The 26,746-nt window shown below is 68.1% G+C and carries 23 protein-coding genes; 9 read left to right on the top strand and 14 right to left on the bottom strand.

Going from position 1 to position 26,746, the window contains the following annotated elements:
- The first annotated feature begins 60 nt into the window (after nucleotides 1–60).
- From ASE78_RS16390 to ASE78_RS16370, 5 genes are read left to right on the top strand one after another with little or no spacing between them, the layout of a single operon-like run.
- Nucleotides 61–1,311, top strand: coding sequence for a glutamate-5-semialdehyde dehydrogenase (locus ASE78_RS16390; RefSeq protein WP_056498558.1), 1,251 nt, complete (start codon nucleotides 61–63; stop codon nucleotides 1,309–1,311).
- Nucleotides 1,308–1,925 carry a nicotinate-nucleotide adenylyltransferase gene (locus tag ASE78_RS16385; protein ID WP_055757645.1) on the top strand — a complete coding sequence of 206 codons (618 nt, stop codon included), beginning with the start codon at nucleotides 1,308–1,310 and terminating at the stop codon, nucleotides 1,923–1,925. Before ASE78_RS16390 ends, ASE78_RS16385 begins: the two co-directional genes overlap by 4 nt.
- Nucleotides 1,926–1,972: 47 nt before the next feature.
- Nucleotides 1,973–2,326 (top strand): ribosome silencing factor, encoded by a 354-nt coding sequence (gene rsfS, locus ASE78_RS16380; RefSeq protein WP_055757643.1) that lies wholly within the window; start codon nucleotides 1,973–1,975, stop codon nucleotides 2,324–2,326.
- A gap of 13 nt (nucleotides 2,327–2,339) precedes the next feature.
- The gene (locus ASE78_RS16375; protein WP_056498555.1) at nucleotides 2,340–2,762 is read left to right on the top strand and encodes a 23S rRNA (pseudouridine(1915)-N(3))-methyltransferase RlmH; all 423 of its coding nucleotides are present in this window, start codon (nucleotides 2,340–2,342) and stop codon (nucleotides 2,760–2,762) included.
- Nucleotides 2,759–3,922, top strand: coding sequence for a murein hydrolase activator EnvC family protein (locus ASE78_RS16370; RefSeq protein WP_082467285.1), 1,164 nt, complete (start codon nucleotides 2,759–2,761; stop codon nucleotides 3,920–3,922). The genes ASE78_RS16375 and ASE78_RS16370 overlap by 4 nt, the downstream gene beginning before the upstream one ends.
- A gap of 178 nt (nucleotides 3,923–4,100) precedes the next feature.
- Here ASE78_RS16370 and ASE78_RS16365 read toward each other — a convergent pair whose 3' ends face one another.
- The gene (locus ASE78_RS16365) at nucleotides 4,101–6,308 is read right to left on the bottom strand and encodes a hypothetical protein (RefSeq protein ID WP_056498553.1); all 2,208 of its coding nucleotides are present in this window, start codon (nucleotides 6,306–6,308) and stop codon (nucleotides 4,101–4,103) included.
- 69 nt (nucleotides 6,309–6,377) lie between these two features.
- Here ASE78_RS16365 and ASE78_RS16360 point away from each other — a divergent pair, with 69 nt between their 5' ends.
- On the top strand, nucleotides 6,378–7,979 hold the full coding sequence (locus ASE78_RS16360; protein ID WP_235515116.1) for a glycoside hydrolase 43 family protein: 1,602 nt from the start codon (nucleotides 6,378–6,380) through the stop codon (nucleotides 7,977–7,979).
- Here the strand turns inward: ASE78_RS16360 and ASE78_RS16355 are convergent, their stop codons facing one another.
- The 7 genes from ASE78_RS16355 to ASE78_RS16325 all read right to left on the bottom strand — a co-directional run bounded on the left by ASE78_RS16355 (nucleotide 7,980) and on the right by ASE78_RS16325 (nucleotide 14,843).
- Nucleotides 7,980–8,381, bottom strand: a complete 402-nt coding sequence (locus tag ASE78_RS16355; protein ID WP_055757637.1) for a DUF3035 domain-containing protein — start codon at nucleotides 8,379–8,381, stop codon at nucleotides 7,980–7,982.
- Nucleotides 8,374–8,886, bottom strand: a complete 513-nt coding sequence (lspA, locus tag ASE78_RS16350) for a signal peptidase II (RefSeq protein WP_200909712.1) — start codon at nucleotides 8,884–8,886, stop codon at nucleotides 8,374–8,376. The genes ASE78_RS16355 and lspA overlap by 8 nt, the downstream gene beginning before the upstream one ends.
- Nucleotides 8,883–11,798: an isoleucine--tRNA ligase gene (gene ileS, locus ASE78_RS16345; protein WP_056498552.1), complete on the bottom strand. Its 2,916-nt coding sequence runs from the start codon at nucleotides 11,796–11,798 to the stop codon at nucleotides 8,883–8,885. The genes lspA and ileS overlap by 4 nt, the downstream gene beginning before the upstream one ends.
- A gap of 227 nt (nucleotides 11,799–12,025) precedes the next feature.
- Nucleotides 12,026–12,427, bottom strand: a complete 402-nt coding sequence (locus ASE78_RS16340) for an acyl-CoA thioesterase (protein WP_056499237.1) — start codon at nucleotides 12,425–12,427, stop codon at nucleotides 12,026–12,028.
- Nucleotides 12,424–13,065: a hypothetical protein gene (locus ASE78_RS16335; protein WP_056498550.1), complete on the bottom strand. Its 642-nt coding sequence runs from the start codon at nucleotides 13,063–13,065 to the stop codon at nucleotides 12,424–12,426. The genes ASE78_RS16340 and ASE78_RS16335 overlap by 4 nt, the downstream gene beginning before the upstream one ends.
- The gene (locus ASE78_RS16330) at nucleotides 13,062–13,403 is read right to left on the bottom strand and encodes a hypothetical protein (RefSeq protein WP_056498548.1); all 342 of its coding nucleotides are present in this window, start codon (nucleotides 13,401–13,403) and stop codon (nucleotides 13,062–13,064) included. Before ASE78_RS16330 ends, ASE78_RS16335 begins: the two co-directional genes overlap by 4 nt.
- Before the next feature lie 60 nt (nucleotides 13,404–13,463).
- A complete protein-coding gene (locus ASE78_RS16325) occupies nucleotides 13,464–14,843 on the bottom strand; it encodes a multidrug effflux MFS transporter (RefSeq protein WP_235515115.1) in 1,380 nt (459 codons plus the stop codon).
- 32 nt (nucleotides 14,844–14,875) lie between these two features.
- Here ASE78_RS16325 and ASE78_RS16320 point away from each other — a divergent pair, with 32 nt between their 5' ends.
- The 3 genes from ASE78_RS16320 (at nucleotide 14,876) to ASE78_RS16310 (ending at nucleotide 19,071) form a co-directional block, all read left to right on the top strand.
- A complete protein-coding gene (locus tag ASE78_RS16320; protein WP_056499236.1) occupies nucleotides 14,876–15,829 on the top strand; it encodes an isopenicillin N synthase family dioxygenase in 954 nt (317 codons plus the stop codon).
- 97 nt (nucleotides 15,830–15,926) lie between these two features.
- Nucleotides 15,927–17,213 (top strand): homoserine dehydrogenase, encoded by a 1,287-nt coding sequence (locus tag ASE78_RS16315; protein WP_056498547.1) that lies wholly within the window; start codon nucleotides 15,927–15,929, stop codon nucleotides 17,211–17,213.
- A gap of 745 nt (nucleotides 17,214–17,958) precedes the next feature.
- Entirely contained in the window at nucleotides 17,959–19,071 is a 1,113-nt protein-coding gene (locus ASE78_RS16310) for an acyltransferase family protein (protein ID WP_056498544.1), read from the top strand.
- Nucleotides 19,072–19,078: 7 nt separating this feature from the next.
- Here the strand turns inward: ASE78_RS16310 and ASE78_RS16305 are convergent, their stop codons facing one another.
- From ASE78_RS16305 to ASE78_RS16280, 6 genes are all read right to left on the bottom strand, one after another.
- The gene (locus ASE78_RS16305) at nucleotides 19,079–19,486 is read right to left on the bottom strand and encodes a hypothetical protein (protein WP_414887053.1); all 408 of its coding nucleotides are present in this window, start codon (nucleotides 19,484–19,486) and stop codon (nucleotides 19,079–19,081) included.
- Between the two features lie 34 nt (nucleotides 19,487–19,520).
- A complete protein-coding gene (locus ASE78_RS16300) occupies nucleotides 19,521–20,060 on the bottom strand; it encodes a demethoxyubiquinone hydroxylase family protein (RefSeq protein ID WP_056499232.1) in 540 nt (179 codons plus the stop codon).
- On the bottom strand, nucleotides 20,057–20,533 hold the full coding sequence (locus ASE78_RS16295) for a disulfide bond formation protein B (protein WP_056498542.1): 477 nt from the start codon (nucleotides 20,531–20,533) through the stop codon (nucleotides 20,057–20,059). Before ASE78_RS16295 ends, ASE78_RS16300 begins: the two co-directional genes overlap by 4 nt.
- Before the next feature lie 3 nt (nucleotides 20,534–20,536).
- Entirely contained in the window at nucleotides 20,537–21,886 is a 1,350-nt protein-coding gene (locus ASE78_RS16290; RefSeq protein WP_056499229.1) for a S41 family peptidase, read from the bottom strand.
- Between the two features lie 141 nt (nucleotides 21,887–22,027).
- Entirely contained in the window at nucleotides 22,028–23,602 is a 1,575-nt protein-coding gene (locus ASE78_RS16285) for a glycoside hydrolase family 28 protein (RefSeq protein ID WP_082467281.1), read from the bottom strand.
- Nucleotides 23,603–23,660: 58 nt separating this feature from the next.
- Complete coding sequence (locus ASE78_RS16280) at nucleotides 23,661–26,738, bottom strand: TonB-dependent receptor domain-containing protein (RefSeq protein WP_056498541.1); 3,078 nt, start codon at nucleotides 26,736–26,738, stop codon at nucleotides 23,661–23,663.
- Nucleotides 26,739–26,746: the final 8 nt, after the last annotated feature.

The following is a 26,746-nucleotide window of genomic DNA, read 5'->3' as shown; positions in this document are numbered from 1 at the left end:
GGCAAACATTTACACTGAAAAATAACGCCAACCTTTTGAAAACGAGAGCTGCACCTGACGATGCCGATCCAGCCCTTGACCTCCGACATGGGCCATCTCGCCCGTCACGCCGCACAGACCCTCGCCACATTGCCGACCGCCACCAAGGCCGCCGCGCTCCACCACGCCGCCACCGCGATCCGTGACGACCGCGACGCGATCCTCGCCGCCAACGCACAGGACGTTGCTGCAGCTGAGGCGAACGGCTTGTCGGGCGCGATGCTCGATCGCCTGCGGCTCGACCCCGCGCGGCTGGAGGCGATGGCTGCCGGCGTGGAAGCGGTGGCAGGGTTACCCGATCCGGTCGGCGCGGTGATCGATCGCAGCGAACGGCCCAACGGCCTCGTGCTCACCCGGGTGCGCGTGCCGATCGGCGTGATCGGCATCATCTACGAAAGCCGGCCGAACGTCACGGCGGATGCCGCCGTGCTGGCGGTGATGGCCGGCAATGCCGCGATCCTGCGCGGCGGGAGCGAGGCGATCCGCAGCAACCGCGCGATTCATGCCGCGATCGAACGCGGTCTGACCGCCGGCGGCCTGCCCGAAGGAGCGGTGCAACTGGTGCAGACGACCGACCGGGCGGCGGTCGGCGAAATGCTGCGCGCCGAAGGGTTGATCGACCTGATCGTGCCGCGCGGCGGCAAGAACCTCGTCGCGCGGGTGCAGGCGGAGGCGCGCGTTCCCGTGCTGGCGCACCTCGACGGGCTGAACCACAGCTATGTCGATCGCGCCGCCGATCCGGTGATGGCGCGCGACATCGTCGTCAATGCGAAGCTGCGCCGTACCGGGGTGTGCGGATCGACCGAGACGCTGCTGATCGACCGGGCGTTCGCCGATCCGCTGCCGATCCTGACCGGGCTGCTCGACGCCGGGTGCGAACTGCGCGGCGATGCCGACATCCGCGCGCTCCATCCCGATATTCTCGAAGCGAACGACGACGACTGGGACACCGAATATCTCGATGCGATCCTGTCGGTGAAGCTCGTCGACGACGTGGACGCGGCGATCGCGCATATCGCGGCGCACGGCTCGCACCACACCGACGCGATCATCACCGGCGATGCCGCGACCGCCGAACGTTTTATCGCCCGGGTCGATTCGGCGATCGTGATGTGGAACGCATCGACCCAGTTCGCCGATGGCGGCGAATTCGGGCTGGGGGCCGAGATCGGCATCGCCACCGGGCGGCTGCACGCGCGCGGGCCGGTCGCCTTGGAAGGGCTGACGACGTATAAATGGGTGGTGCGCGGGACCGGCCAGATCCGGCCATGAGCCGCATCGGCCTGCTCGGCGGATCGTTCAATCCGGCGCATCGCGGGCACCGCGGCATCTCGCTCGCCGCCAAGCATGCGCTTGAACTAGACGAGGTTTGGTGGCTGGTGTCGCCCGGCAATCCGCTGAAACCGGTGGAGGGCATGGCCCCGCTCGCCGCCCGGCTGCGCTCGGCACAGCGGATCGCGCGGCACGCCCCGATCCGGCCGATGGCGATCGAGACGCGGCTCGGCACGCGCTATACCGCCGATACGTTGCGCAAAATGGTGCGGCTGTACCCGCAACACGACTTCGTCTGGCTGATGGGCGCCGACAATCTGGCGCAGTTCCACCGCTGGCGCGACTGGCGCAGGATTGCCCGGACGGTGGCGATTGCGGTAATCGCGCGTCCGGGCTATGAGGGGCAGGCCCTCGCTAGTCCTGCGATGGGCTGGTTGCGGCGCCATGCGCGGCCCGCAGGCCAGGCGAGACGATGGACGATGTGGAGTTTGCCGGCACTGGTCCGTTTGCGCTTCCGCCCCGATCCGACTTCGGCGACCGCGATTCGCGCCGCCGATCCCGCCTGGCACCGCGTGGGCGATGGTGCCCGCAACGTCCGGCGCACAGGCATCTGAAAGCGACAATCCCCTTGCCCACCTCCCCTGACACGACCGACGCCGGCATGAACGAAACCGAGGCGCTGCACCGCATGGTGCTGGCCAGCCTTGACGACGATCAGGCGGTGGAAACGGTGTCGATCCCGCTCGCCGGCAAGTCGAGCATCGCCGATTACATGGTCATCGCCAGCGGCCGGTCGAGCCGGCAGGTCGCGTCGATGGCGCAGAAGCTGGCCGAGCGGGTGAAGGCCGAATTCGGCCGTCCGTCACGCATCGAAGGCCTGCCGACCGCCGACTGGGTGCTGATCGACACCGGCGACGTGATCGTCCACCTGTTCCGTCCCGAAGTGCGCACCTTCTACAATCTGGAACGGATGTGGGCGTTCGGCGACACGCTCAACCCGACCGCGCACGCCTGACCCCCGCCCGCCCGTGCTGCTGCATATCGTCGCGCGCGGGCGGATCGGGCGCAGTCCCGAAGCCGAACTGATCGACCGCTATCTCAAGCGGGTGAACTGGCCGGTGAAGATCACCGAACTGCCCGACACCGGCGGCAAGATGCCGCCGGTCGAGTGGGCGGCGCGAATCGTCCTGCTCGACGAGAAAGGCCGCGACCTGCCGTCGATGGCGTTCGCGACCCAGCTCGGCCGCTGGCGTGACGATGGCGTGCGCGAAACGCGGTTCCTGCTGGGTGCCGCCGACGGGTTCGACGATGCGGCGCGGGGGCAGGCCGACCTGCTGCTCGCCTTCGGGCGGGCGACGTGGCCGCATCTGATGGCGCGGGCGATGCTCGCCGAACAATTGTGGCGCGCGACGAGCATCCTCGCCGGCCACCCCTATCACCGCGAGGGATGAGACGCCGGATCGCCCTTGCGGCGCTGCTCGCGACGCTGGGCGGGGCTGCGGCATGGGCGCAGGATGATCCCGTCGCGGCGGGGCAGGCACGGCTGCGCACCGCCCGGAGCGCGGCCGGTGCCGCCGCGACTCGCGCCAGGGCATTGGAAACCGCCGCCGCCTCCGCCCGCACCGCCGCGCAGCGCACCCGCGCGGCGCAGGCGGCGATCGGCGCGCGGATCGCGGCGGCCGAGGCGGATCGACAGGCGGCACAGGCGCGGGTCGCGCTGATCGGCGAATTGCTCGCCCGTCGCCAGTCGGCGCTGGGCGAGCGGCGCGGACCGATCGCGCGGCTGGTCGGCGCGCTGCAATCGCTTGCCAGCCGTCCGGCGTGGATGGCACTCGCCCAGCCGGGGTCGACCGACGATCTGGTCCATGTCCGTGCCGTCCTCGGCACCGTCGTGCCAGTGATGCGGCAACGCACCGCCACGCTGCGCGCCGATGTCGCGCAGGCGGCACGCTTACGCGATCAGGCCGGGATCGCGCTTGCCGCATTGGCGCAGAGCAACCGCGCACTGGAGGCGCAGCGACTGGCGCTGGTGCAGGCCGAAGCGGCGCAGCGGGCGCGGTCGCGGCAACTCGCGCGCGGGGCGATGGTCGAATCGGACCGGGCGATCGCGCTCGGCGAACAGGCACGCGACATCGTCGACCAGTTGCAGTCGCTCGACAATGCGCGCGATACCGAGGCCGGGCTCCGCGCGCTGTCCGGCCCGCTGCCCCGCCCCGGCGCGGACGACATGCCGCCCGCCTTCGCCTATGCCTATCGCCTGCCGCTCGGCGATGGCGGCCGGCTGGCGACGGGGTTCGGCGAGGTGAGCGACAGCGGGGTGCGCGCGCGGGGCCTCACCTTTACGGTCGCCCCCGGGTCGGACGTCGTTGCCCCCGCGCCCGGCAAGATCGCGTATAGTGGGCGGTTTCGCGGCTATGGCCGGATCGTGATCCTCGACCATGGCAATGGGTGGACCACGCTCGTCACCGGCCTGTCGGCCAGCGTCGGCCCGGTCGGCGGGCGGGTGGTCGCCGGCACCCCGATCGGCCGGGCCGGCACCGGCGACATGCCGCAGGTGACGATCGAACTGCGCCGGCAGGGCGTGCCGGTCGACCTCGCGGCGATGCTTTAGGACCGATCGACACTCAGCCGGAACGCCAGAACTCTTGCTCCCCTCCCTGAGAAGGAAGGGGCTGGGGGTGGGTAGGTCCGTGAAGGAAGGTACGTTTTCCACAACCGGCCGACCCACCCCCGCCCCCTCCCTTCCAGGGAGGGGAGAAATCGGACGTTTCGTCTGGAGTCGACCCGCGTTACGGCAGCGGCCGCACTCCCGCCACCCGCACCCGCCAGCCTTGCTTCGGGAAGCCCGGCGTCGGCCCGACCGATCCGTCCCAGCCCGCCGCCATCATCCCCACCGCCAGCAGCAGCGATCCGTTCGACGGGACATACAACGCCGCCACCCGTTTCGTGCCCATGCCGTCCGGTCCCTGCTCCCCCGGCGCCAGTTCGACGCGCGGGGTCAGCCCGGTCGGCCCCCACCGGTTGTTCGCCTGCGGACTGAACAGCCAGCCGACCGCCCCCGCCCGGTCGCCCAGCCGCGCGGCAGTCATCGCGATCATCGGATAGTCCCAGCCCCATGTCTGGCGCAGGTCCCAATGGTCGCGCACCCCCGCGAGCGTCGCGCGCATCACTTGCTGGTCGACCCCGCCGCCGCCGATCAGCCCATGCGCCATCAGGAACGAGGGGTGGTCGCGGTTGAGGCAGTCCGGCCCCATCGCATGGCCGCTGCACGGCGCACTCGCCGCCGTGCGCCAGAAGCCCGGCGCGGTCGCGACCGGCAGGTAGCGCCCGTCCGCCTGCGGCAACGGCGGCAGCGCGGCGATCGCCCGGTCCCAGTCCGCCCGCCGGCCAAGGCCCCGCCGCACCCGCCACGCCTGCGCGGTTTCCAGTCCCCAGCGGAAATAGGCGATCTCGAACGTCGGATCGGTGGTGGTGAGCGGCGGGTGATTCTCCTGCACCGGCACGATCGGCGGCCCCAGCACCAGCCGGTCGCCAACCCGGCGCGGCCAGCTTGCTAACAGCGCGGCGGTGCGATCGACCAGCGCACCATAGCGATCCAGCGCCGCCCGCCCGCCCCCGGCGCGATAGAGCATCTCCGCCAGATAGATCGGATGCGGCTGCTGCCACATGATGAACGGGTTGATCGGGCTCGGGCTTTCCTCGCCGTCGGGGCCGGTCATCTTCGGCCACCACGCCCCCTCGACACCGTGGGTCCGCGCCCGTGCCTCGGCCTGGGGCAGATGAGCGAGATACCAGCCCATGCTGCGCTCCAGCAGCGCCGGGCGGCCCCATGCGGCGAAATGCGCCGAGTGCCAGGCGTGCATCTCCAGATGGAATTTACCGTTCCAGCTATTGCTGAACAGCCCGTCCTCCTGCGGGAGCAGCGTGCCCGCCGAATTGATCGCGGAAAGATACTGCGACAGCACGACACGCCGTTCGAGTTCGCCGGCACGCGGGTCGGTGCTGCCCGAAAAGTCGATCACCCCGCCGGCCTGCCAATAGCGCCGCCAGTGGTCGGCGACCGCCCGCGCGGTCGCGGTGGCGTCGAGCCGGGGCAGCGGTCGCTCCTGCGCCTCGAACCCCGCCTGCGCGATCAGTTCACCCTGCCCCGGTGCCGCCGCGCGAAAGCCATGCGGTCCGATCCGGGTGACGGTGCCGCCGGCGACTTGCAGGCTTGCCTGATAGCGGGTGGCATCGATCGTCCGCCGCAGCCGGACCATGCCGGGTGCCTGTTCGATCACCTCGGTCCGGTGGGCCTCGTCATGCTCCCAGTCCTGCGGATCAGGGTTCAGGCTGGCGCCGACGCCGGGATAGCGCGTGTCTAGCGCGATCCGCCCGCTGGCGACCAGCGGCGAACGGACCCGCACCGCGACGATGTCGCGCGCCGGATCGACCCGCGTCTCGACGCGCACCACCGCGCCGTCGAACCGGAACCGGCTGGTAAGCGTCCCCGTCCACAGATCGAGCCGCTGGTCGATCGCGGTCAGCGCGCTGACCGGCGCCTGCCGGCCGTCGCGGGTGGTGATACGGAGCGACAGCCGCCCAAGCGCGAAGCGGTGCGGGTTCTCGCGCAGCCAGCCGAGCGCCGGCCGTTTCGCGACCTCGGCGAAGTCGGCGATATAGGCATAGGGCTGCACGCCGCGCCCCGGCACCGGTACGCCGACCATCCCGTCCGCCGGGCGATAGCCCTTGGGATTGGGCGCGCGGTGCCATGCCCATTGCGCCATCGTCAGCAACGGCACCGGCTTGGCATAGGCTTGCGGATAGGTCTGAAGCCCCGTGACATCGGCGGTGAAGCCAAGCGAGCCATTGCCCAGCATCACCGACGCCCATGGATCGATCGCGGTCAGCCGCACCGCATGACGCGCCACCAGCGCGGCACGATCGATCGGTGGCGCAGCCGCCGCGCCGGTCGCCAGCAGAATTGCCGCCAATGCGGCGGATCGAATGAATCGCATGGCACCTCTCCCGGTGTATTTTCGCTCCGAATGTCCTATTGCTACCGCTGGCACAAGAGAGGATGGTCGATGCGATACGGGGCGATGGCGGGCGTGGCGCTCGCATGGATAGCATTGGGCGGGGCGGCACCGAGGGGCGACTATGCCAATCCGGTGCTGTTCGCCGACTATTCCGACCCCGACGTCATCCGCGTCGGTCGCGACTATTATCTGGTGTCGTCCAGCTTCCATCTGTCGCCCGGCATCCCGGTGCTCCACTCGCGCGATCTGGTGCATTGGCGAATCCTCGGCCATGTCCTGCCGCGCCTGCCCTTCGCGCCCGAATATGACATGCCGGGGCCGCACACCCTGACCGACCGGATTTCCAAGCCGGTCGGCGGCACGCGCTATGCCGGCGGGGTCTGGGCACCGTCGATCCGCCATCATGCCGGGCGCTTCTACGTCTATTGGGCGACCCCCGACGAGGGCGTATTCATGGCCAGCGCCACGAACCCCGCCGGGCCGTGGAGCGCGCCGGTCCACGTCATCGCGCAAAAGGGGCTGGAGGACCCCTGCCCCTTCTGGGACGACGACGGCAGCGCATGGCTGGTCCATTCGCGCGTCGGGGCGGGGCCGCTGATCCTCCACCGCATGCGCCCTGACGGGACGGGGGTGCTCGACGCGGGCAAGGTGATCGTCGAGGACAAGGCGGCGCTGCCGGTGCTGGAGGGGCCGAAGCTCTACAAGCGCGACGGCTGGTATCATATCTGGGCACCGATCGGCGGGGTCGAGACGGGATCGCAGGTGGTGCTGCGTTCGCGATCGATCGAGGGGCCGTACGACCACCGCGTCGTCCTCGAACCCGGCAGCACGAACGTGCAGGGGCCGCATCAGGGTGGCTGGGTCGAGACGCCCGATGGAAAGGGCTGGTTCGTCCATTTCAACAGCACCGGCGCGTTCGGGCGGATCACCCATCTGCAACCGGTGGCGTGGGGGGCGGACGGCTGGCCGGTAGTCGGCGATCCGATAGCGGGCAAGACCTCGGGTCAGCCGGTCGCGGGCCACCGCCTGCCGGTTGCCGGGCAACCGCGCTGGACACCGCAGACCGGCGACGGGTTCGATACGCCCCGGCTGGGGTTGCAATGGCAATGGAACCACAATCCCGACGATCGCCGTTGGAGCCTGACGCAGCGTCCCGGCTGGCTGCGACTGACGGCGGGCCATGCCGAACATCTGGTCGGTGCGCGGGGCACGTTGACGCAGATGCTGACCGGCCCGGCGATGCGGACGACGGTGCGGATCGACCCCCATGCGATGCGCGACGGGCAGCGCGCCGGGCTGACGCTGTTCGGGGTGCGGCCGAGCTGGATCGGGCTGGTGAAGGACGGCGGCCTGACGCGGATCACGCTGGCGATCGAGGGCGTCGAGACACCCGGCGTGGTGGTGCCCGCCCGGCCGTTGCTGCTGCGCGCGGCGGTCGGCTCCGATCAGCAGGTGCGCTATGCCTACAGCATCGATGGCCGCCGCTTCACCGCGCTGGGCGGCGCGATCCCGCTCGCGCGTTTCTCGTGGTGGCGGGGCAGCCGGCCGGGGCTGTTCACCTTCACCCGCGATGCGCAGGCAACGGGCGGCTCGGTCGATTTCGACTGGGTGCGAGTCGATCCGACCGAGGCGCTCGGCAGTTCCGGCTGATTAGGGCGTGGTCGTCCGCGCGGCCTGACCATCGCCCTGCGGTGCGGCGACGATGTCGCGGGTCGTCGCGCCCTTGTCGACGACGTTGGTGCCCGGATCGGCGACGCCCGAGCGGATGCCGGCATCGGCCTGGGCATTGCCCGCCTGCTCCAGCGTCAGCCGCTCGGTCGCGCTGCGCGGGGCAGGGCCGCCGAACAGCGTCTGCATCGCCTGGGTCGATGCCGACGTGTCCTGCGGACGCGGTGCGCCCGGCTGCGGCGGCACCAGCGAATAATCGGGCGGGATCACCAGCGGCGCCTGCCGCGCGACGGCGAACTCGTCGGGACGCGCCCGGTTGAGGCCACCGCCCTGACAGGCGGCAAGGAGCAGGCCGAGGCTGCTGACGACGATAAGGTTACGCATTGGCCTTCTCCACAGGAACGTCGCGCTTCGCATCCTTGGCAAACAATGCCCGGGCGAGCAGGATGATGACGCCGATCGTAATCGCCGCATCGGCGATGTTGAATACCAGAAACGGGCTGAACCCGCCGAAATGCAGATCGGCATAGTCAACGACATAGCCGAACCGCGCCCGATCGATGATGTTGCCGAGCGCGCCGCCTAGCACCAGCCCCAGCGCGGTCAGCTCCGCGCGGCCGGTTTCGCGCCGCATCCACACCGCGACGCCGGTGGCGATCGCGGCGGTCATCGCGACGAGCGCCCAGCGCGCCGTCTCGCTGCCGGCCTGCAACAGTCCCAGCGACACGCCGAAATTCTGGACGAAGCGGAGGGTAAAGATCGGCAGCAACTCGCGCTCGGCCCCCGGATAATCGATCCCCAGCGGCCCGGTGACGAGATATTTGACGAGCTGGTCGATCGCCAGCACGGCGACCGCCAGCACGACGGCGACCTTGCGCGCGCGGATCATGCCACCACCTTTTCGCAGCGACCGCACAGCGCGCCGTCCTCGACCACATCGGGCAGATGCCGCCAGCACCGCCCGCACTTGGCATAGCCGGTCCGCTCCACGCCGATCGCATCGTCATCGCCCTGCGTGACTTTCGCCACGATGAACAGTTCGGCCAGTTCGTCCGCCGGCAGCGGCAACGCCGGCACGACCACCTCGGCTTCGAGACTGGAACGCACCGTCTTGGCGCGGCGCAGCGGTTCGATCGCCTCGGTCACCTGCTGGCGCAGCGCACGCACCTCGGCCCATTCGGTGCCGAGCGGCAGGTCGGCGGGCAGATGCGGCAGCTCGGGCCATTCGAGCAGATGGACCGACCCATCCTCGCTGGGGAAGCGTGCCTGCCATACTTCCTCGGCAGTGAAGGCGAGGATCGGCGCGGCATAACGCACCAGTGCATGGAACAGCGTGTCGAGCACGGTGCGATAGGCGCGCCGCTTGGGATCGTCCGCCGCATCGCAATACAGCGAATCCTTGCGAATATCGAAGAAGAACGCCGACATATCCTCGTTGGCGAAATCGATCAGCGCGCGGGCATAGCGGTTGAACTCATACGCCTCGGCCGCCGCCCGCAGTTCGGTGTCGAGCTGGCCGAGCAGGTGCAGGACATAGCGTTCCAGCCCCGGCATGTCGGCCACCGCCACCCGCTCGGCCTCGTCGAAGCCGTCGAGCGCGCCCAGCAGATAGCGGAAGGTGTTGCGCAGCTTGCGATAGGCATCGCCGGTCCCGGCGAGCACTTCTTTGCCGATGCGCACATCCTCGAAATAATCGGTCTGCGCGACCCACAGGCGCAGGATGTCCGCACCCGACTCGCCGATCACCTTCAGCGGATCGACGACGTTGCCCAGACTCTTCGACATCTTGCGGCCGTTGCCGTCGAGCGCGAAGCCATGAGTCAGCACCGCCTTGTACGGCGCATGCCCCCGCGTGCCGCACCCTTCGAGCAGCGACGACTGGAACCAGCCGCGATGCTGGTCCGACCCTTCGAGATACAGGTCGGCGCGAGTGCCCTTGCCGAAGCGCGCCTCGATCGTGAACACATGGGTGCAGCCCGAATCGAACCACACGTCGAGGATGTCGGTGACGACCTCATAATCGGCCAGATCATGGTCGGGGCCGAGCAACGCCTGATGATCGGCGGCATACCATGCGTCCGCACCCGATTCGCGGAAGGCGGCGAGGATGCGCTCGTTGACCGCTTCGTCGCGCAGATAGTCGCCGGTTTCGCGGTTCACGTACAGCGCGATCGGCACGCCCCATGCGCGCTGGCGGCTGATGACCCAGTCAGGGCGGCCCGACACCATCGCGCCGATGCGGTTGCGCCCCTTGTCCGGCACGAACCGCGTCCGCTCGATCGCATCGAGTGCCAGTTCGCGCAGGGTCGGGCCGTTGCCGATGGGCAGCGGGGTGAGGTTGGTCAGCCCCAGCAACGGATCGGTCGCGGGCATCGCGGCGGCGGCGATCGCCAGCGCGTCGACGTTGGCGCTGCGGTCCATCGGGATGAACCATTGCGGCGTCGCGCGGAAGATCACCTTGGCCTTCGAGCGCCAGCTATGCGGATAGCTGTGCGCGAAATCATCCGATGCGGCGAGCAGCGCGCCCGCTTCGCGCAGGTCCGAACAGATCGGGCCGTCGCTGGCGGTAAACTTCTTGTTGATGACGCTGCCTTGTCCGCCGAGCCATGCCCAGTCGGCGCGGTAGCTGCCGTCGCCCTGCACCGCGAACACGGGATCGATGCCGTTCGCCTTGCACAGCTCGAAATCGTCCTCGCCGTGGTCGGGGGCCATATGGACGAGGCCGGTGCCGGCATCGGTGGTGACGAAGTCGCCGGGCAGGAACGGGCGCGGACGCGCGAAGAAGGGGCCGAGCGCGTGCATCGGGTGGCGGGCGGTGGCACCGGCGAGTTGCGAGCCTTTGCCACGCCAAAGTATTTCCGGGTGAGCAAGTAGCCCAAGACGCTTCGATACGATTGGCAGTAGCGCTTCGGCGACAACGATGCCGTGACCGTAAACGACTTCCGCAGACTTCTCATCGAGCGGGCCAAAAACCGAGGATACTGCTGTACCTTCGCAACGGAACAGAACGTACTCGACCTCCGGCCCATAGGCCAACGCCTGGTTCACCGGGATCGTCCACGGCGTCGTCGTCCAGATCACCGCATGCGCGCCGACCAGTTCGGGCGCGTTGGGCGCGTCGACGATCTCGAACGCCACGTCGATCTGCGTCGACACGACGTCCTCATATTCGACCTCGGCCTCGGCGAGCGCGGTCTTTTCGACCGGCGACCACATCACCGGCTTGGCCCCGCGATAGAGTTGCCCGCTCATCGCGAACTTGAGCAGTTCCTCGGCGATCGTTGCCTCGGCGTCGAACTTCATGGTGAGGTACGGATCGGCCCAGTCGCCCATCACGCCCAGCCGCTGGAACTGCGCCTTCTGCACATCGACCCATTTGGCGGCATAAGCGCGGCATTCGGCGCGGAATTCGGCGGCGGGCACCTCGTCCTTGTTGCGCTTCTTGGCGCGATACGCTTCCTCGATCTTCCATTCGATCGGCAGGCCGTGACAGTCCCAGCCGGGGATATACGGCGCATCCTTGCCCATCAGCGACTGGGTGCGGACGACGATGTCCTTGAGCACCTTGTTCATCGCATGGCCCATGTGGATGTCGCCATTGGCGTAGGGTGGGCCGTCGTGCAGCAGGAAGCGCTCGCGCCCGGCACGTTCGGCGCGGAGGCGATCGTACAGGCCGATCTTCGCCCAGCGATCGAGAATCGCCGGCTCCTTGGCGGCAAGCCCCGCCTTCATCGGAAAGTCGGTCTTCGGCAGGAAGACGGTGTCGCGCCAGTCGCGTGCGGTATCGGGCGTGTCAGTCATAGGAATGTGCGCGATTAGCCGATGCGAGCGCGTGCGCCTAGGACGGAATCTCTTTGGGGGGGCGGATGGCGGGAAGAAGGGTTTGTTCGCGCGGAGGCGCAGAGGCGCGGAGGGGGGCCGCCCGGCGGCAACTGCCGCCTTCTCATCTCGACGGTATGGAAAGGAAAGAGCGCTGCCACGCGCGCAACACCTCCGCGCCTCCGCGCCTCTGCGCGAACCAACTACTTCTACCCGACGAACCGCGCCGCCACCTCGGCCGGCACCCGCAGCAAGCGGCCGCTGGCCCGGTCGATCAGCGCCCATGTCGTCTTGGCATCGACCTTCACCCGCCCGTCGGCCCCGGTAAACCGCATCATCCGGTCGAAGCGGGCACCACGCGGACCTTCAGGAATCCATGTCTCGCCAAGCACCGTCTCGCCTACGCTCACGTTGCCGCGATAGTCGATCTCGTGCCGGGTCACGACCCACAGATACGCCGCCTGCTGTTCGGGCGTGGCGACCGCGCACCAGTGGGCGACCGCCACGTCCTGAATCCAGCGGACCCAGACCGCGTTGTTGACATGGCCCAGTTCGTCGATCGCTTCCGGCCCGGCGGTGATCGACAACGAGAAGCGCGGCGTCGGGCTCACCGCGCGGCGTCGCCCGTCGGTCGTGGCTTGAGCGCGCTGGCCGAAATCCGCCATGATCGCTGCTCGGCGGTCGCGCCATCGATGTCGCCGGTACGATGCAGCGTCACCGGCCCTTCGAGGACCACCGGCGTCCCGTCGCGCAACCGCCCGGTCACGCGCACCGGAATGTCGATGTAGCGCTGCCCCGCGCCGGCATCAATGCGGCCGGGGGTGCCGATCGTCGCGCGATACTCGTCATAGTTCGCGAAACTGTCGGCGAACGCCCGCGCGCTCATGCCCGCTGCCTCGCCGCGTCCGTTCCACAGTCGGTACGCCTCGGCATAGCGCCTGCCCGACAGTGCGGCGAAATAATCGCGCAGGACCGTAACCGCCGCATCGGCACCCGCTTCCACCGCGACCGGGGGGTTGGGCGACGCTGCCGGCCCCGGCGTTTCGGCCGGTAGCGGTGCGGAAACGCCGGGGATGCCCTCGCCCGCCGGCAACGGTGTCGAGGGGGTCAGCGGCGTCGGTGCGCCCGCGACCGGGGTCGGCTCGGCCGGTGCGACGTTGTTCGCAACCGCACCGTTGTCGCCCATGTCGTCACCGCCGCCGCATGCGCTCAGCAGCAGCGCGGCGGCGGCTCCGACCGACGCTCTCACGGCTCGATCGCGTCGCGATCGGAATCGTCGAGGTCGCCGTCCTCGGCGAGATTGTCCTCGTCAAAATCTTCCTGCAACTCGTCCTCGGTCTGGTTGCCCTTGCCGGTGACGGTCACGTCGTCGTCCTCTTCGGCAAGGTCGTCGTCCGCCATCTCCAGCTCGTCCTCATCCTCGTCATCGGACATGCCAAGATCGGGTTCGAGGTCGGTCAGGATCGTACCGTCGCTGGGGCCGTCGCGCGTGGCTTCGAGGATTTCGGCGCGCTGGCTTTCGTCATAGCCATCCTCGTCATAGCCATCGTCGCCCGTGCCCTGTCCGTTCACCTGATGACCGCCCATCGCCTGACTCCTTGAAAGGTCGTTGAACAGGATCAAACCCGCCGATCGGGGCTGCGGTTCCTACCCCCGCTGGAACAGGCGGCCGTGTTCGGTGCGATGGACGACGACGAGCGCAATCAGCCCGAGGATCAGGAACCCGCCGTAGAGCGGCACGGTCGTCCCGTCGAACGACTGGCCGATTGCCGCGCCCAGCAGCGCGCCGACGAGCATCGAGACGAACCCCTGCAACGACGAGGCGGTGCCGGCGATCGACCCCATATTCTCCATCGCCATCGCCGAAAAGTTGGAGGTGGCAAGCCCGAAACAGGCCATCATGATCGCCTGCAACACGATGAAGCTGGCGAGCGATTCGACGCCAAGCAGCGTCACCGCCAGATGGACGCCTGCGACCACGACGAGGCCGGTAAGCGCGGCATGCGAGATCAGCCGCGTGCCGAACCGCATCACGATCCGCGAATTGAAGAACGACCCCGCCGCCATCGTGCCCGCGACGCAGGCAAAGACGATGGTGAGGAGCTGCGGCGCGCGGAACGTCACTTCCATGATCTGCTGGATCGACCCGACGAACCCGAACAGCCCGCCCGACAGCAACGCGGCGGCGACGGTATAGCCGACCGCGTAGCGATCGCGCAGGACGATGCCATAGCCTTGCACGATGCGTCGGAGATCGAGCGAATGACGGTCGCCGACCGCCAGCGTTTCGGGCATGCGCGCGACGAACCATGCGAAAATCACCACGGTGACGATGGTGATCCCGCCGAAGATCCAGCGCCACGATCCGAACGCCAGCACCGCCTGCCCGAACGACGGGGCGAGGACGGGGGCGGCCATGAAGAAGATGAAGGCAAGGCTCATCACCCGCGCCATCGCCCGACCCGAATAACAGTCGCGCACCAGCGCCACCGTCACCACCCGCGCGCCCGCCACCGCCGCACCCGAGGCAAAGCGCGCGAGCAGCAACAGGGTGAAGCTGCCGGCGACCGCCGCGACCAGATTGGTCAGCGCACTGGCGACCAGCGCGAAGATCAGCACCGGCCGCCGGCCATAGCGATCAGCGAGCGGACCATAGGCGAGCTGCGCGACCGAGAAGCCGAGCAGGAACGCAGTGACGACGAACTGGCGGCTGTTCGGTTCGGCGACGCCGAGCGCCTCGCCGATCGCGGGTAGTGCCGGCAGCATCGAATCGATGCCGAGCGCGGTCAGCGCCATCAGCGCGGCGATCAGCGTGACGAACTCGCCGAACGGCAGCGGCGCGCGGTCGGCCGATGCGGTCGGTTGCGCGGACGCCAGGTCGGCGGCGGCGTCGACGCCGGTATCGGGACGGGCGAGCGGGGCGGTATCACGGCGATCGAGCATAGCAATATCCCCATGACGGATGTCGTCGTCGGCGTCACGCAAAGGATGGGCCTGTTCGCGGCCCTCGCCACGGTCTATCGTCATCGCTTGTGAATTCCGTGTGTTTGGGAATGGATATGGTCGACACGCTGCTTGCAGAAGTTCCGCTCGTCTCGATGGCGCAGGCCGAAGCGGACCCCGATGGTTTCGCACAGGCGTTCGGGCAGTCGTTCCAACGTTTCGGTTTCGCGATGGTATCCGACCATGGCGTCGATCAGGCGGTGATCGATCGCGCCTGGGCGATGACCAAGGCGTTCTTCGACCTGCCCGAAGCGGAAAAGCGCGGCTATTTCGTCGAGGGCGGCGGTGGTGCGCGCGGCTATACCCCGTTCAAGACCGAGATCGCCAAGGGGGCGAGCCATGTCGATCTGAAGGAATTCTGGCACGTCGGGCGCGAACTGGCCGCCGGGCATCACTATGGCGACGTCATGCCCGCCAACGTCTGGCCGACACGGCCCGAAGGATTCCGCGAGGCGTTCCTCGACCTGTTCGCCGCGCTCGATGCCGCCGGCGACCGGTTGCTGTCCGCCATTGCCCGCTATCTCGAACTGGCACCCGACTGGTTCGATACGGCGGTGAAGGACGGCAATTCGGTGCTGCGCCTGCTCCATTATCCGCCGGTCGCGGCGGATGCGCCCGAGGTGCGGGCCGGGGCGCACGAGGACATCAACCTCATCACCCTGTTGCTGGGGGCCGAGGAAGCGGGACTCGAACTGCTCGACCGCGACGGGCGCTGGCTGCCGGTCGCGCCGCCGCCGGGCGCGATGGTGGTCAACGTCGGCGACATGCTCCAGCGGCTGACCAACCATGTGCTGCCCTCCACCACCCACCGTGTGGTCAACCCGCCAGCCGAGCGGCGCGGCCATTCGCGCTATTCGATGCCGTTCTTCCTGCACCCGGCACCCGACTTCCTGATCGAGACGCTGCCGGGCTGCGTGTCGGACGCGAACCCCGACCGTTATCCCGAGCCGATCACCGCGCACGACTATCTCTACGAGCGGCTGGTCGAGATCGGGCTTATCAAGAAGTAAGCGTCTTTCCCTTGGCGCTGGCAACGACTAGAGACACGAAACCGGCCGGGGCGATGCTCCGGCCGCAATTTTGTTACGTCTGTAATAAGAGGAAGTTATGACCGAACCGCTCCGCATCGCCATCGCCGGTCTTGGAACCGTGGGTGCGGGTGTCATTCGGCTGATCGAAACCAATGGCGAGTTGATCGCGCGGCGTGCGGGGCGAAGGATCGAGGTCGTCGCGGTATCGGCACGCGATCGCAGCCGCGATCGTGGCGTCGACCTCTCGCGCTACCAATGGGTCGACGATACCGCCGCGCTGGTGACGACCGGCGATGCCGATGTGGTGGTCGAGCTGATCGGCGGGTCGGACGGCCCGGCGCTGACGCTGGCGCGATCGGCGCTGGGGGCGGGCAAGGGCTTCGTCACCGCGAACAAGGCGATGATCGCGCATCACGGCCTCGAACTGGCTAAGGCTGCCGAGGCCCGCGGCGTCGCGCTGAAGTTCGAGGCGGCGGTGGCGGGCGGCGTGCCGGTCATCAAGGGGCTGCGCGAAGGAGCGGCGGCCAACGAGCTGTCGCAAGTGTACGGCATCCTCAACGGCACCTGCAATTTCATCCTGTCGAAGATGGAGGCCGAGGGCCGCGACTTCGCCGGGGTGCTGGCCGAGGCGCAGGCGCTGGGCTTTGCCGAGGCCGATCCGAGCTTCGACATCGACGGGGTCGATGCCGCGCACAAGCTGTCGATCCTCGCCAGCGTCGCGTTCGGCACGCGCCCGGCATTCGATGCGGTGGCGATCACCGGCATCCGCCATGTGCTGGCCGCCGACATCGCCGAGGCGGCGGCGCTCGGCTATCGCATCCGGCTGGTCGGCATGGCCGAGGCGGGGCCACGCGGGCAGTTCCAGCGGGTGCATCCGCATCTGGTGCCGCTCGACCATCCGCTGGCGCATGTGACGGGCTCGCTGAACGCGGTGGTGGCCGAAGGCAATTTCGTCGGCCGCCTGTTCTTCCAGGGGCGCGGTGCCGGTGATGGCCCGACCGCGAGCGCGGTGGTCGCCGACCTGATCGACATCGCGCGCGGCGAATATGGCGTACCCTATGCCATGCCCGCCGCTGACCTCACCGCCCCCAGCCCCGAAGCGCCGGGCGAACGACGCGGCCGCGCCTATGTCCGCCTGACCGTGGCGGACAAGGTCGGCGTGCTGGCCGAGATCGCGGCGGCGATGCGCGATGCCGGCGTGTCGATCGAAAGCCTGATCCAGCGCGGGGCCAATCCGGGCGGCGACGTGCTGGTTGCGATCGTGACGCACGAGGGGCCGGAACGCTGCGTGGCGCAGGCACTCGACAAGCTGACCGGATCGCCGAGCGTGATCGGGCAACCGATGTGGATGCACGTGTTGTAGGCGCGCCGGGCAACGGCGTAGCAACGCTACGCCGAGCCTCAAGGTGCGCCCGGCCGGCGGCGCTGGCAGCGCCGACCGACGCCACGGGCTTTGCCCGTGGCGGGGCCTTGGGTCGATCGGAGCTGCGGGTGGACAGGAGCCGCGAGGTCGGCGCGTATGGATTCCGGCCTGCGCCGGAATGACAGTGGGGAGCGATGGGGGTGGCTCGCCCTCTGACGCAGGGCATCCAATTCCCCCCAAAGTTGACAAAGTTTACACTAACGGCGCAGTTGTTGCGACTGAATCGCAACGGTCGGATAGCGTTGGCGTACCGCCACGGACGACGCAGCGGCGATTCCAGAGGAACGAAAGGACAGCGGCGGGCGGGGCATAGTTCCCGATCCTATCGCGCACCCCATGCTGTAGGACAGCGCCTCTTGTGGCAGCGCCGGCTTACCTAGGACCGATCGAGATTCAGACAGACGGCGGTTTATGCACCTCCCCTCCCTGACAAGGGAGGGCCGGGGGTGGGTCGGCCCGAGAGGGAACCTACGCGCTCCACAACCGGCCTACCCACCCCCAACCCCTCCCTTGTCAGGGAGGGGAGCAGATCGGGACGGCATTTCCTTGAATGTCGCGTCCGGCCTCTGCCCTGCCGGCGCCATGCGTACCGGCGATCAACCGGAATTGTCAGGCGCTTTTCGTCGTACCCCGCTATGCTCGCCGCACGCGACGGACGGGGACCGCGCATGGGGGATCAACGGATGTGAGCGGGCAGCCGAAATCGGACATCATCGCGCCGCTGCAATTCCTGCGCGGAATCGCCGCCTGCGCGGTCGTCGTCGAACATCTGCTCAACCGCTACGAACGACGCGGAACGGCGCTCGCCGGACTGCCCGATCTGCTGTGGCATCTGGGGGAAACGGGGGTCTTTACCTTCTTCGCGATCAGCGGATTCATCATGGTGCATATCGCGCGGCGCAAGGTGCCGGAGCGCGACCGGAAAGCGGCGGGATGGCAGTTCGTGTGCGATCGCTTCACCCGTATCGCCCCGCTCTATTATCTCAGCATGATCCTCTATGTGGCGTTCAGCTACGCGACGCTGGGCGTCAGCACCAATGCCGGTTTCCGCTTCCCCGGCGTCGCCGAATGGGTCCATTCGTTCCTGTTCCTCCCCTATGTCCAGCCCGATGGGCTGATCCAGCCGATCTATCGCCTCGGCTGGACGCTCCAGTACGAAGTGTTCTTCTACGCGCTGTTCGCGATCGGGATGGTGCTGGGGGCGCGGCGGGGGATGGCGTTCGTCTTCGTCACGCTGTTCGCGCTGGTGACGATCGGACTGTGGATCGCCGCGCCGGCCCGGCCGTTCGGCTTCGCCGTCCTCGCCTATGCCTGTACCCGGCCGGTGCTGCTGTATTTCGCGATCGGCATGGGCGTATCGCTGTTGCGACAGACATTGGCGGCCCGGCTGACCATCGCTCCGGCCGGGCTATTGTCAGCGGTCGCGCTGCTGCTCGTCGTGGTGGCGGCGACGAAGTGGGTGCCGGGGTTGCAGATGCTCGCAATCGGCGCGGCGCTGATCGTGGTGACGATGGTTCGGACCAACGCGGACCGATCGCTATGGTTCGAACGGCTGTCACTGGCGCTCGGCAACGCATCCTACGCCATCTACCTGACGCACAGCTTCCTGCTCGGCGCATTCGCCGCCGTCACTACCCGGTTCGTGTCAGGGCAGCCCGCGCTGCTGCTGCCCGCCTTCCTGATCGCCTGCATCGGCAGTGCGGTCGCAGGATGGTTGGTGTGGCGCTTCGTCGAATATCCGCTGACGGTCCGGCTGCGCGGCCGCCCGCTGGCGGCACCGATGACCGTCGCGCCCTGATACCCCCTTACGGCAGCGGGATGTTCGTCTCGGCATCGCGGCGGGCGCGGCGTTCGGCGCGGGCGGCGTTGGCGCGCTGGACGAAGCAACCGGTCTGGCCGCCGGGGCCGACGGTCGAGCAGCTTCCGGTGCCGGTCGCGCCGACATTCTGGTTCGCTTCGGCACGCATCGCCCAGCTTTCGTTCTCGGGCGTCACTTCCAGCTCGCGCAGCTCCTTCGGGATACGGAAGCGTTCCTGTTCGCTGCGGCGGACGCAGACGACAATTTCCTCGCCATTGGTGTTGGTCGGGCATTTGTCGTTGCCGTAGATGACCAGCGTGCCGTTCTGCACCTGCGCGGCGGCAGGCGTGCTGAAAACGGGCATGGCGAAGGCGGTGATCGCGGCGACACCGGCGAGAAGATAGCGGGTCATCATACGCTCCTGTTCAAAGCCGACAACGCACCGTCGGTCAAATCCGTTTCGATACTTCGATGGCGATGCGACACCCCGCGCGGATCGCCCCCGACAACAGCGGATAGGCGGGCGCGCGTTCGGCCCCATGTGCCAGCGCCGCTTCCTTGTGCTCCAGTTCTTCGGCCTGGAACTTGGCGATCGCCGCGCCCAGTTCGGGATCGTCGTCACCCAGTTCGATCAACTGGTCCTCGTAATGTTTGTCGATCTCGGTCTCGACCGCGGCGGTGCAGGCCATCGCCGCCTCCGGGCCGATCGCCGCCGTCACCGCGCCCAGTGCGAAGCCCGCCACGTCCCAGATCGGCTGGATGATCGTCGGGCGCACGCCGCGTTCGGCCATCAGCGCGTCGAAATAGGCGCGGTGCTCGACCTCCTGCGCCGCCATCCCCTGGATCGCCGCCGACATCGGGCTGCGATCGCCCATCACCGCCAGTTGCCCGGCATAGATTCGCGTCGCGCCATATTCGCCCGCCTGATCCACCCGGATCATCGAGCGGATACCGCCCGGTTTCCGGTCGCCCGGCCGCCATTTGCTCATGTCCGCCTCCGCGTCGCCAGCCACAGGATCATGAACGCGCCAACGAGCGAAAAGATCGCGTTGAATCCCGCCAGCGAGATGCCGAGGAATGACCATTGCGCCACGTCGCAGCGGATGACCGGCTGCGCGACGATCGCCGCCAACAGGTCGCCGCCGCCGCGCAACGTGTTGGTGCAGGCGGTGACGCCCTGCCACCAGTGATATTCGACGCCGGCGTGGAACACGCCGATGAGGCCACTGATCGCGACCGACGCCCCGGCGAGCATCACCAGCGCGCGCTTGGCATGGGTGCGCGGCACCACGAACGACAGCGCGGCGAAGCCGATCGCGGCATAGTGCGGCCAGCGCTGCCAGTGGCACATCTCGCACGGAACCAGCCCGCCCAGATATTGCGAGGCCAGCGCCCCCGCGATCAGCGTCAGCGGCAGGAGCAGCGCGATCAGGCGCGCGAGCGGAAGGTCATTGGCCCGCATGGATCAGCGCCGGGTCGCTTTGGGCGCGGCGGTGGCCGCCATGCGGGTCGCGGGACCGGTGCGGCCCATCGTCTGCAGCGCGTAATAGAGCTGGAAATCGTCGACCCCGCGCTTCTTCAAGGATTCGGCGGTTTCGGCGAAGCGCGGATCGTCCTTGGTATCCTCGGTCAGCGTCTTGTCGTCGACGCCGGCTTCGTTGACGAGGTGGCGGCGCAGATCGGCCTCGCGATAGACCGGGCGATCCTTGTAATCGGGATCGGAAATCTGCGGCACCTTCAGGTCGGGGTCGATGCCGCCTTCCTGCACCGACCGGCCCGACGGCGTGTGATAGCGCGCGGTGGTCAGGCGGACGGCGGTGTTCTTCGAGAGATCAAAGATCGACTGGACCGATCCCTTGCCGAAGCTGCGCTCGCCCATCACGATCGCGCGGTGGTGATCCTGCAATGCGCCGGCGACGATCTCGGAGGCGGATGCGGTGCCGGGGTTGGTCAGCACGATGATCGGCAGCCCCTGCGCCAGATCGCCCGGCACCATCTCCTCGGCGAAATAGCGTTCGGTATCCGCCTTGTCGCGGCCGCGCTGCGAGACGATCTCGCCGCGCGCGAGGAAGGTGTCGGACACCTCGATTGCCTGCGTCAGCAGCCCGCCGCCATTGTCGCGCAGGTCGATGATATAGCCCTTGGGCTTGTGGCCCAGTTGCCGGTCGATCGCGGCGATCGCGGCGCGGGTGTCGGCACCGGTCGATTCGCTGAAGGTGTTGATGTTGATGACGCCGATGTCGTCCTTCACCTCCCACTTGACCGGCTTCTGCACGATCGTGCCGCGCACCAGCGTCAGTTCGATCGGCTTGTCGCGGCCGGGGCGGACCAGCGTCAGCGAGACCTTCGACCCGGTCGGCCCGCGCATCTGCGCGACCGCTTCGTCGAGCGTGCCGCCGACGATCAGCTTGCCGTCGACATGGGTGATGTAATCGCCCGACTTGATGCCGGCGCGCGCGGCGGGCGTATCCTCGGTCGGGGTGATGACCTTGACCGCGCCGTCCTCCATCGTGACCGACAGGCCGAGGCCGGAATAATTGCCCGAGGTGGCGATGCGCAGATTCTCGAAATCCTTGGCGTCGAGATAGCTCGAATGCGGGTCGAGTGCTGCGAGCATGCCGCGCATCGCGCCTTCCATCAGCGTCTTGTCGTCGACCTTGTCGACATAGCTCGCCTTCACCCGGTTATAGACGTCCATGAAGGTATCGAGTTCGCGGAAGCTGCCCGCATCGGCCTGCGCCATCGCCCCCGTGGCGACGGGAACCAGTGCCAGCGCGCCGAGAATGGCGGCGGCGTGGGAGTACGAACGGGACATGACCATAGGAGCTTTCAACTGCGGCACCGGCGCAACACTAGCGGGAAAAGTCCGTACGATCAAAGAACAGAGTGGATGAACGGGAGATGGATGGGGTGCGGGCATGACCGGGGCATCCGTCACCCCGGGCAAGGGCTTTTCTCAGTAGCGCGCGTCGAGCGGGCCGGCGAGCTGACGGTCCGCCGTCCAGCGGTTGCCGGTCAGCGACAGGTCGCGCACGTCCCGCGTCACCAGCGCGCCGGCCCCGGCGGGCACGCGGATGCGGTGGAGATCGGCGCCCACCACATCCTCCAGCCGCAGCGCCGGGCGCGGATCGGGCGCGGCGACGGCGATCTCGATGTCGCGCAGTTCCAGCCCCCGGACATGGCGCACGAACAGCCCGGTCGCGGGCAGATCGCCGAACATCGTCGCTTCGGGATAGCCCAGTTCGTTCTCCGGCGGCACCAGCGCCGCCATCGCCGGGGCCGCGCCGCCGACATGATGGAGATAGAGGCCCGAGATGGTCAGATCCTCGATCGGACGGTCGGCCAGCCCGGCGACGACCGACGGGAGCGGCGTCGCGTCCGAACTGGTGACGTTCTGGATCAGGATACGCTTCATCGTGCCGATCGGCCGCCCGGCGGGGCCGCGCATCCGCTTGCCCAGCCGCAGGAACAATGGGCCGTTGACGGTGCCGCGCATCGTCACGTTGCTGACGGTGATGTCCTCCACCACGCCGCCGTCGACGGTTTGGAAGGCGAGGCCCCGGCTCTGGTCGAAGATGCAGTTGGTGATGGCGATGTTGCGGAAACCGCCGTTGCTCTCGGTCCCGAACTTGATCCGGCCATGGATCAGCGGGGCGAACTCGGGTGGCATCCGCTTGAAGGTGCCATCGAGGACCGATCCGACCTGATAATTGCCCATCACCAGACAATTGGCGATAGTGACGTTCTCGGTCACGCGCGCCTCGCCCAGCGCATAGCTGCTCTTGGGGCAGATCGCGTCGTCATAGGGCGAGTTGACGGTGCAGTTGCTCACCCGGACGTTGCGGCAGCAATCGATGTCGAAGCCATCGCGGTTGGTGTCGCACAGCACGTTGTCGATCACCAGATTGTCGACGCCGGTCGCGAGCAAGGCGAACCAGCCGCCCTCCAGCATGCGGAAATCCTGCAAGGTGACGTTGCGGCAGTTTTTCAGCGCGATCGCCTTGTTGCCGGTGCCCGGACCATTGGGGTCCTTCAGCCAGTCGTCCTTGCCGTCGCCGCGCCCCAGTCCCTTGCCCCAGATCAGGCCGTGCCCCTCGATCGCGATGTCGTGGAGCCCTTCGCCCCAGATCAGGCTGTTGCGCCAGTGGCTGTGGCCGTAATCCTGGTACATGTCCCATGGATTGGGTTCGGCGATGTCGTAGCCGGTGGTGCCGACGGGGGCGGCGGCGAGAATGACCGCGCCATTGTCGAGGTGCAGCGTCACCCGGCTTTTCAGGCGGATGGTGTAGCAGGCATAGGTGCCCGCCGGAAAATACACGGTGCCGCCGCCGCGCGCCGCGACATGATCGATCGCCTTGTTAACGGCATGGCTGTCGATGCGGATGCCGTCGCCTTTCGCGCCGAAGCGGCGGACGTCGACCATGCCGCCACCGCGCAGGGGCCGGGCCAGCGCGCGGGCGGGATGCGCACCAAGGGTCGCGGCGGCGAGCAGCCCCGCCCCGCCCAGCATGACATGACGACGATCCAGCATCAGCGAGCCTCAAAAGAAAAAGGGGCCGCGCAGGGGATTGCGCGGCCCCAGGGAGGGATCAGAATTTCAGCGTCGCGCCAAGGAAGAATTCCGCCCCGATCACGTCGTAGGTGGCCGAGAAGGTGTTGGCGTTCGGCCCCTGCGTCGTCACCGGCGGATCGCGGTCGAAGATATTGTTCACACCCCCGAACAGTTCGATCTTGCGCGTCGCGTCATAGTTGAACGACAGGTCGAAATAATTCTGCGCGGGCAGGCGCGGATAGACCAGCGTCGCCCGGTCGGGCACCACCGCCGCGCCCTGACGCGACGGCACCAGATAGCGATCGGTATAGACCGGGCCGATGTAGCGATGGCGCAGCGACAGGCTGAGGCCGTCGTTGTTCCACGTCAGCCGGGTATTGCCGCGCCAGCGCGGCAGCGGCTGACCGCAGGTCGTGCCGAATGCGCCGACGCATTCGTTGCGCAGGTTGGGCAGCGCGGCGACCGGCGTCGAGGTGAACTCGTTCAGCCACGTATAGCTGGTGGCGATGTCGAGCGAGCTGTCGCTCGCCACACCGGGGAAGCCGAAGCCCAAGGGCACGCGGTAGCGCAGCGCGAAGTCCAGCCCCGAGGTCTTGAGCAGGCCGCTGTTGGCGTTGCGCACCTGTACCGCGAACGGCTCGTTGATCTCGCCGTTCAAGGGGTTGCGCTGCACCGCGCGGCAGAACTCGCTGTTGATGTCCTGGATGGTGTAATAGCACAGGTTCAGCGTGTTCTGGAGCCCGCCGCCCAGTTGCGCCACGGCCCCTTCGAGCGAGATGTTGAAATAGTCGACGCTGGCGGTCAGGCGCGGGGCGAAGCGCGGCGTGAACACGACGCCCAGCGTATAGGTATCCGACACTTCTTCGCGAAGGTTCGGATTGCCGCCGAGGTCGGACGAGAAGAACGCATTGGGCTGCACGCCGCCGCCGAACACGTTGGCGGCGGGCACGCCGGTCGCCACGCACAGGGCGCGGACGGCGGCGGTCTGCTGCGCCGCCGCCGACCGGCCGGAGCAGGGATCGGTCGCGGTCGCGATCTGCCGGCTGGTGCCGCCGAACAGTTCGGCGACGCTCGGCGCGCGGATCGCGCGCTGATACTGGCCGCGCAACGTCACGTCGCGGTTGATCCGCCAGTCGAGCCCGCCGAGATAGGTCCATACCCCGCCGATGCCGTTCAGGTCGTAGTTGGAATAGCGGAACGCGCCATTGGCGACGAGGCTGTCGATGAACGGCGTGTTGTGGATCAGCGGCACGCGGACTTCGCCGAACACTTCCTTCACGCCCACCTTGCCGGCGGTCGGCAGGCCGGGGTTGAAGCCGACGACGTCGCCCGAGGCGAGGAAGGTGTCAGGCGTGAAGCGCGCGCTCGATTCGCGCCATTCATAGCCATAGGAGAAGCCGACCGGCCCGGCGGGCAGGCGGAACAGATTGCCGGTGACGCTGGCCTGCGCGACCTGCTGCGTCGCCATCGTCGTGTTGGTCGCACCGATCGACACCGCGCTGACGCACGCCGCCGACACGTTGGCGCCAAAGATGTTGCAGACCGGCGCGGCGCCGTTCTGCGACAGGAGCGCCGTCTGCAAGCGGCTGCGCGAGATGGCGTTGCGCAGTTGCAGCGTGTCCTCGCTGCGGGCGTAGGTGTAATAGACGTCGAACTTCAGGTCGGTCAGGAAATTCTCGGTCGCATCGCCGATCGTGCCGCGCAGGCCCCATGCGCCGCGGAACACGTTGCGCCGTTCGCTGGCGAAGCGCGCGCCGTTCTCCACGTACCGCCGCCCGGCGGTCAGCACCGCCAGCCCGTCGCCGGCGACGGTCGTGCGGCGCGCCGATCCGCTGGTGACGGTGATCGTCCCCGTCTCCGCCTGATCGAGCAGGCGCAGCACGTTCTGAAGCTGCGGCGTCAGGAAGGGATTGTTGACGTCGAGCAGCGTCGAGGTGCCGACGTTGACCGGGGCGAGCTGCGCATCGACCGTATTGTTGCTGTAGTGCAGCTCCATATAAGCGGTGATGTTGTCGTTCAGGTCGTAATGACCGAAGCTGTTAATCATCCAGCGCTCCTGCGGCTGGATGAGATAGTTGAACGGCCCGAGGTTGAAATCGTCCTGCGGGGTGAGCGCCGGACGCGCGGCGGTGCCGCCATTGTTGAACGTGAAGCCGCGCGAGCCGAGTCCGGTCAGGCCGGCGGCGGCATAGGCCGCCTGCAACGCGGGGCTGGCGTTGGCGAAGGCGGGGATGCCCGAGAAACGGCCGTTGGGAATATCACCGCTGCCGCCCGCCACGAAGCCCAGCTCGCCGCCGTTCGCGGCGCAATTGGTCGTCGAGCTGTTGCTGAACGGGGTTCCGGCGCGGTTCGGGCTGGCGGTGCCGGGCACGACGCAACCGTCGACCAGCGTGTCGAACGCATAGCCGCCGCGCTGCCCGCGCGTGATCGACCCGCGCTTGAGGTAGTTGCCCGAGACGACGACGTTGCCGCGATCCTCGGCGAAATTGCCGCCGAGCGTCACGTCGAAGTTGTAGACCGGGGTGGTGGTATGCGCGTCGAGGTTGACCTGGGCGCGTGCCTCCAGCCCCTCGAAATCGTCGCGCATGATGAAGTTGATGACGCCGGTGATCGCATCCGATCCATAGACCGCCGACGATCCGCCGGTCACGACCTCGGTCCGGGCGATCAGCGTCGAGGGGATGGTGTTGAGATCCGTTACCTGCTCCGGCCCGAAGATCGCGAAGCGGCGGCCGTTGACCAGCACCAGATTGCGCTGCGACCCGAAGCCGCGCAGGTTCACGTCGGCATAGCCGCCGGGCACGGTGTTCGCGGTGGCGCTGCCGAGCGCCGAGCCGACCGCCTGCGGGATCTGCGCCAGCGTCTTTTCGACGTTGACGTTGCCCGACAGCTTGATGTCCTCCTGCCCCACGACGTTCACCGGGGTCGATGCGTCGAACCCGGTGCGGGCGATGCGCGATCCGGTGACGACGATCTCGGCGGCGGCATCCGGTTCGACGGCGGGAGTCGCCTCGCCCTGCGGCGCGGCCTGTTGCGCGAACGACGGCGACGCCAGCATTGCCAGCGGTAGCAACGCGACGGAGCAAAGATGGCGAGTGGCCCGGTGCTGTTTCATATGTCCTC

Source organism: Sphingomonas sp. Leaf25, from assembly GCF_001421635.1.
GTDB lineage: Bacteria > Pseudomonadota > Alphaproteobacteria > Sphingomonadales > Sphingomonadaceae > Sphingomonas.
The sequence above is the reverse complement of the archived record's forward strand: the minus strand, read 5'-3'. Positions and strand labels throughout refer to the sequence as shown.

Coding starts and splice junctions, on each gene's coding strand:
- ASE78_RS16390 (WP_056498558.1), top strand. CDS start 61: ATGCCGATCCAGCCCTTGACCTCCGACATGGGCCATCTCGCCCGTCAC.
- ASE78_RS16385 (WP_055757645.1), top strand. CDS start 1,308: ATGAGCCGCATCGGCCTGCTCGGCGGATCGTTCAATCCGGCGCATCGC.
- rsfS (WP_055757643.1), top strand. CDS start 1,973: ATGAACGAAACCGAGGCGCTGCACCGCATGGTGCTGGCCAGCCTTGAC.
- ASE78_RS16370 (WP_082467285.1), top strand. CDS start 2,759: ATGAGACGCCGGATCGCCCTTGCGGCGCTGCTCGCGACGCTGGGCGGG.
- ASE78_RS16365 (WP_056498553.1), bottom strand. CDS start 6,308: ATGCGATTCATTCGATCCGCCGCATTGGCGGCAATTCTGCTGGCGACC.
- ASE78_RS16360 (WP_235515116.1), top strand. CDS start 6,378: ATGCGATACGGGGCGATGGCGGGCGTGGCGCTCGCATGGATAGCATTG.
- ASE78_RS16355 (WP_055757637.1), bottom strand. CDS start 8,381: ATGCGTAACCTTATCGTCGTCAGCAGCCTCGGCCTGCTCCTTGCCGCC.
- lspA (WP_200909712.1), bottom strand. CDS start 8,886: ATGATCCGCGCGCGCAAGGTCGCCGTCGTGCTGGCGGTCGCCGTGCTG.
- ileS (WP_056498552.1), bottom strand. CDS start 11,798: ATGACTGACACGCCCGATACCGCACGCGACTGGCGCGACACCGTCTTC.
- ASE78_RS16330 (WP_056498548.1), bottom strand. CDS start 13,403: ATGGGCGGTCATCAGGTGAACGGACAGGGCACGGGCGACGATGGCTAT.
- ASE78_RS16325 (WP_235515115.1), bottom strand. CDS start 14,843: ATGACGATAGACCGTGGCGAGGGCCGCGAACAGGCCCATCCTTTGCGT.
- ASE78_RS16320 (WP_056499236.1), top strand. CDS start 14,876: ATGGTCGACACGCTGCTTGCAGAAGTTCCGCTCGTCTCGATGGCGCAG.
- ASE78_RS16315 (WP_056498547.1), top strand. CDS start 15,927: ATGACCGAACCGCTCCGCATCGCCATCGCCGGTCTTGGAACCGTGGGT.
- ASE78_RS16305 (WP_414887053.1), bottom strand. CDS start 19,486: ATGATGACCCGCTATCTTCTCGCCGGTGTCGCCGCGATCACCGCCTTC.
- ASE78_RS16300 (WP_056499232.1), bottom strand. CDS start 20,060: ATGAGCAAATGGCGGCCGGGCGACCGGAAACCGGGCGGTATCCGCTCG.
- ASE78_RS16295 (WP_056498542.1), bottom strand. CDS start 20,533: ATGCGGGCCAATGACCTTCCGCTCGCGCGCCTGATCGCGCTGCTCCTG.
- ASE78_RS16290 (WP_056499229.1), bottom strand. CDS start 21,886: ATGTCCCGTTCGTACTCCCACGCCGCCGCCATTCTCGGCGCGCTGGCA.
- ASE78_RS16285 (WP_082467281.1), bottom strand. CDS start 23,602: ATGCTGGATCGTCGTCATGTCATGCTGGGCGGGGCGGGGCTGCTCGCC.
- ASE78_RS16280 (WP_056498541.1), bottom strand. CDS start 26,738: ATGAAACAGCACCGGGCCACTCGCCATCTTTGCTCCGTCGCGTTGCTA.